Annotated in this window: 5 protein-coding genes; 4 read left to right on the plus strand and 1 reads right to left on the minus strand. The window is 52.4% G+C overall.

The genetic code is table 11. The features are described from left to right. On the minus strand, nt 1-835 hold an 835-nt coding region (locus ACNKID_RS10325), incomplete at its 3' end, for a DUF4469 domain-containing protein (RefSeq protein WP_417913350.1). Nucleotides 836-1,330: 495 nt separating this feature from the next. Between ACNKID_RS10325 and ACNKID_RS10330 the strand changes: the two genes are divergently transcribed. The 4 genes from ACNKID_RS10330 to ACNKID_RS10345 all read left to right on the plus strand — a co-directional run bounded on the left by ACNKID_RS10330 (nt 1,331) and on the right by ACNKID_RS10345 (nt 4,822). Then, a complete protein-coding gene (locus tag ACNKID_RS10330; protein WP_417913351.1) occupies nt 1,331-2,815 on the plus strand; it encodes a hypothetical protein in 1,485 nt (494 codons plus the stop codon). A gap of 89 nt (nt 2,816-2,904) precedes the next feature. Then, a complete protein-coding gene (locus ACNKID_RS10335) occupies nt 2,905-3,882 on the plus strand; it encodes a ferritin-like domain-containing protein (protein WP_417913352.1) in 978 nt (325 codons plus the stop codon). 215 nt (nt 3,883-4,097) lie between these two features. Beyond that, nucleotides 4,098-4,337 (plus strand): UPF0175 family protein, encoded by a 240-nt coding sequence (locus ACNKID_RS10340; RefSeq protein ID WP_417913353.1) that lies wholly within the window; start codon nt 4,098-4,100, stop codon nt 4,335-4,337. Nucleotides 4,338-4,342: 5 nt separating this feature from the next. Next, nucleotides 4,343-4,822 (plus strand): DUF3368 domain-containing protein, encoded by a 480-nt coding sequence (locus ACNKID_RS10345; protein WP_417913354.1) that lies wholly within the window; start codon nt 4,343-4,345, stop codon nt 4,820-4,822. Nucleotides 4,823-4,951: the final 129 nt, after the last annotated feature.

Consider the following 4,951-nt stretch of genomic DNA (forward strand, 5'->3'; position numbering starts at 1 on the left):
CCAGCAGAACCTGAACGCGCACCCGTGCGCTGGCTGCGGTCATCGTCCCGCCTGTCACAACGACCAGCGGCACTGTTCCGCCGCCGCTGAGGATGCCGCTTTCGTCGCCCAAGGTCACGGCCAAGGGCGTGCGCAGCCTGCGGTCATAGATGCCGGTGCGCAGGGTGCCGTGTTCAGTGTACTGGGTGGAGATGGAGAGGATGTACTCGTTGTTCCAAGGGTCTGGCTGGGCCGGAATGTCGGGCAGGAGGGTGATGTCTGAATTGAAGACCGCAGTGCAGCGGCTCTGCGGCAGCCTGCCGCTGCGCGTTCCTTCGAGCACGCAGCCGCAGTCCTCGTCCTCCTGATCAAAGAGAAGGTCGCTGCCGCTCAAATGCAGCGCGCCGGTCGGATTGAGCACGTCGCTCAGCTTCAGCACGCTGTCTTCAACCGAGCTGATCACCGGCAGTTTCTTCGACGCAGGCAGCCGCTCCAGCTGCGCCCGCCGCCGCACCTCCTCCAGCAAGACGTGCGCGACAATGACCCGGACATTCAGCACTTTCTCTGTCGGCGGCAGCGGCGCGTCCGGTGAGTCCAGCCGGGCGTTGAGGGAGATGCGGAAGGTGAACGCGTCCTCCAGCGCGACCTGATTGCCGTTGATCAGGTCCAGCTTGATTTCCTCCACCAAGGCTTTCAGCACGATCTTGACCACCTCCTCGTCCAGCGCGGAATGCTTCTGCGCGATCCGGGCGGCCAAGTCGCTGTTGCCGCTGGTGCTGCGCGGCAGATGCAGGGGCCGCCAAGAGCGCGGCGTGGTCAGGGCGTTGGGTTCAGGTCTCCACAGCACGGTTGCCATAACTGTTCTCCGGTTGAGTTAACTGCTCGGCATGAGCGTGAAACTGCCTGAACAGGCATGGTAAAGAGCGCGGCGGTTCCTGTCAACAAAAAAATATCCGGCACTCATGGCCACGGGCGGCGCAGCGTCATGCTCATGAGTGCCGGAGAGTCATGTGCATGACCTTCAGACAGTCATGAGCATGAGTGTCTGAGAGTCATGAGCATGAGCCTCAGAGAGTCATGAGCATGACCGCCTGAGATTCATGAGCGGCGAATCTTTTTGCAGACAAGTGAAAATTTTCCTTGACTAAGTGAATGGGGGGGGGTAGAAGGAAACAATCTCTTCAAAAGACAAATCTTGTCAACAGGAAAATATGTCTGGCGGGAATACGAATGGGCGTGAAAGCGTTTCTTGCGGACAGACATGAAAATTCTTCTTGACAGAAACCACAGTGTGGTAATACCATAAAGTTACATCGAAAGAATTTCACTCTCATAAAAAAGGAGAACAGCTATGGATCACATTCTGTATTGGAATCAGGTGGCCTTGGATGCCAACAAGCGCGATTTCACTCCAGGCGTACATCAGCTACAACCAGAGCAGGGCGGCCCGACATTAAGCTCCCGTGCACTGGCCATCGTGCATCTGGCCATGTATGACGCTCATGCTGGAGTAAGAACCAAAGAGGGTGCTACTGATTTCCCGCCTTATCTGCCAAACCTGCCGACTCCAACTGAAACAATTAATGCTACCGCAGCGGTATCGGCGGCGGCTCTTCATTGTCTGCGTAAGTTATATGCGCGTCAAAGAGAGCATTTTGATAGAGCTTATGATAAGATATTAAACGGGCTTTCAGGTGCTGATGTGAAAGCAGGGGAAGCATTTGGGCTTGCTGTAGCGCAGGCTATGCTGGAAGACCGCAAAGGTGATCCCGGTGCTGGTGATAGTGGATATGATACTTACTCTTTGTCACCGCGTCACCATCGTCCTGATCCTGCTAATGCAGGACAGGGCTTCCATGCTCCTTTCTACGGAGAGAAGTCAAAGTGTTTCGCAGTAAATAAACGGCATGGATTGGATGCGCCGCCAGACTCAGGCAGTTTAGATTATGTGAAAGCACTCAAACAGGTTCGTGAAAAAGGTATTGCTTCTGAATTGATGGGCACGATGCCGCCCAATTGCGACAAACGCACACCTGATGAAACGCTGATTGGCTTGTATTGGGCTTATGATGGCCCGAATGAGATCGGCACCCCACCACGTCTGTACAATCAGATACTGCGGAAGATAGCTGAAGCCAGAAACAACAGCGTGGATAACAATGCCAAGCTGTTTGCTATGGTCAATGCGGCAATGGGTGATGCTGGCATTCTGGCTTGGGAACAGAAATACAAGCACGATCTCTGGCGGCCAGTGCTTGGCATCCGTGAGCACGATACCTCAATAGGACCAGAAGCAAAAGATTCAGATGGCAGTAGCAATATTAACAATGACTGCGATCCCACATGGCTGCCCTTGGGCGCACCTGCAAGCAACAGCAACAAGCCCAATTTCACGCCGCCGTTCCCGGCATATCCATCTGGCCATGCCACCTTCGGCGCGGCGGCATTCCAAATAATCCGCTTGTGGTATGATAAGGATGGAATTGGAGTTACTTATGATTCTAATAAGCTCAAGGACAACGGTCCAGACAGGGTATGGACAGGCCCCTTTGTTTCTGATGAGCTGAACGGTGTGACTACAGACAATACAGGCGTGGTGCGTTCACGTCATGTGCGTTCCTTCCCAAGAGGTCTTTGGCAGATGATTGAGGAGAACGGCTGGTCGCGCATCTATCTGGGCGTGCATTGGTCATTTGACGCATTCGCCTTGGATCCATCAGGCAATCCAGATTTGAGTCAAGATAAAATCGGCGGTGTTCCGCTGGGGCTGAAGATTGCCAATGATATCTTTGCTGCATCTGGCAGCAGCAGAGCACCGGTGAAATCAACTGTCTAAGAACTGAGAGCACCAGGCCGGTTGATGGCGACCGGCCTGATGTTTGAGGCAGACGCAAAGGCATCAACAATAAAAAAAGGAGAACAGCAATGGCAACATGGACAAAGCAGCTCGTTCAGGAACACGCGCAGGTGGCAGCAGCAATTGAGCTGTACACAGTACCTTTCTATACAACAGTCATGACATCTATTAAAGATGAGAACAGCGATGCGTACAAAATAATACGCGGTGTTCTTATCGAAGAAATGATGCATCTTCAGTTAGCTGCCAATCTTTGCGTTGTTCTTGACACAACACCAAATCTTGGTGTTCCTGATTACGAGAAAGATGTTCCATCTCTTCTTCCTGGAACAGTATTGAATGCGGATATGGGGCCACTGAATGCGGACACGCTCAAAGTCATGCTGGCGATTGAAAAGCCTGAGCAGACTTTGGGAGCAAGCGATCCTACGGCTGATCCTAACATCGAGCCTAAGTACCCTTACAGCTCCATCGGTGAAATGTATGATGCTTTGCTCGCTGGCATCATGCAGGTGGGTGAGAATCAATTTAGCTGGAGCACGGAGAGGCAGCAGACATTCTGGGGCGAACAGGGATACCCGCAGATTATCAGGAACTATCTTGAGGCGAAAGAGGCGGTTGCAGCGATCAAGGCGCAAGGGGAAGGCGGGCATACGGCTGAGGACATGCAGCCTCCGTTCCTGCCGGAGCAGTTCAAGGTTGACCTGAAATATCAGATGATCAACAAGCCGCCAGCATCTATTGCTTGGTCATATCAGGACATACTCTATAAGGAGTATTCTCATTTCAGTCGTTTCCTCAGAATCCAAGATGCGCCGTTGCCTGAAGTCTATCAAGGAACAGCAGCCCCTGATCATCCGACAAACATAAGATTGCGTCAAATCTTCAACGGAACACGGCAGATACTGGATGATCTCAACGATTATTGGACAAGCCCTGTGCCGCCGGTATGGATGAAGTTTCTTGGCTCCATGCGGGAATTGTCCATGCGAACACGGGAGTGCTGGAAAGCAGGTGTGATACCATATTGGGGGAAAGCAGCATAAGAATCAATTCTCATCACCCAGTTCAGCGGCATCCAGCAGATGCTCATGTGCTGGGCGATGGCCAAGGCGGGGAAGTGAGCTGCTGCTTCTCCGCCGCTTTCTTTCTGCAACGAGCAAAACGCATGGACAAAATTGTTCTTTCTTGTAAGATGTGTCTGCGAGACAGCGCACTTGATCAGCTCTCTGAATAATCGTCACGCGGTACAAGGAAAGCCATGCAGATTGCCATTGATCTCCCGAATGATTTCGTCATGTTCCAAGGCGAACAGGCCATTCAGCGCGATATTCGGCTGACCTATGCCCTCTGGCTGTTTAAAGCGGAGCTGGTCACGATTGCCAAAGCAGCGCAGATTGCCGGGCTGGATATTTTTGATTTCATGGCGGCCTGCAAGGACAACCGCATTCCTGTCATCGCCATTGACCGCGCAGAACTCCTCGCCGAACTGAATAGCTGAAGGCAATGATCCTGATTGCAGACAGTTCAGCGCTGATCGCTTTGGCAATCTGCGATGGCTTGCAATTGCTTGAACCGCTCTATGGAGAGGTTCTGGTTCCTGAAGCAGTGTATAACGAAGTTGCTCTCAGTGACAAAGCAGAGTCAGCAACGCTGAGAGAATATCTTCATGGAAAAGTACGAACTGTTGACACGTCAGGCTTTGTCTATCTTGACGCATCTGCTGATTTAGGTGAAACAGAAGCCATGCTGCTTTACAAGCAGCTCAATGCCGACAAACTGCTCATAGATGACCGCCGAGGGCGGAAGATTGCCAAGATCAATAAGATTCACACCATCGGATCGCTCGGCGTGCTGCTTGCCGCAAAGAACAAAGGACTCCTTGCAGAAGTCTTGCCAAGCCTGATGAAACTGAACAAGAGCAGCATCTTCATCAGCCCGGATGTCATTCAGAGCGTGCTGGATTTAGCTGGGGAAAAGCTGTAGCTCATCGCTTGGTTCATTGGCATCCAGTGGATGTGTCATGCGCCAAGCGATGAAAAGGGCGGAGAAGCCTCACATCACCTTGCCGGATGCCGTTCCGCCAGCGCACGCAGCCGGGCAAGATATTCATCT

It is taken from the genome of Candidatus Electronema sp. TJ, assembly GCF_048287355.1.
Taxonomy (GTDB): Bacteria; Desulfobacterota; Desulfobulbia; order Desulfobulbales; family Desulfobulbaceae; genus Electronema.

Bases quoted from the DNA above. Each gene is read 5' to 3' on its own strand.
- ACNKID_RS10330 (WP_417913351.1), top strand. From the start codon at position 1,331: ATGGATCACATTCTGTATTGGAATCAGGTGGCCTTGGATGCCAACAAG.
- ACNKID_RS10335 (WP_417913352.1), top strand. From the start codon at position 2,905: ATGGCAACATGGACAAAGCAGCTCGTTCAGGAACACGCGCAGGTGGCA.
- ACNKID_RS10340 (WP_417913353.1), top strand. From the start codon at position 4,098: ATGCAGATTGCCATTGATCTCCCGAATGATTTCGTCATGTTCCAAGGC.
- ACNKID_RS10345 (WP_417913354.1), top strand. From the start codon at position 4,343: ATGATCCTGATTGCAGACAGTTCAGCGCTGATCGCTTTGGCAATCTGC.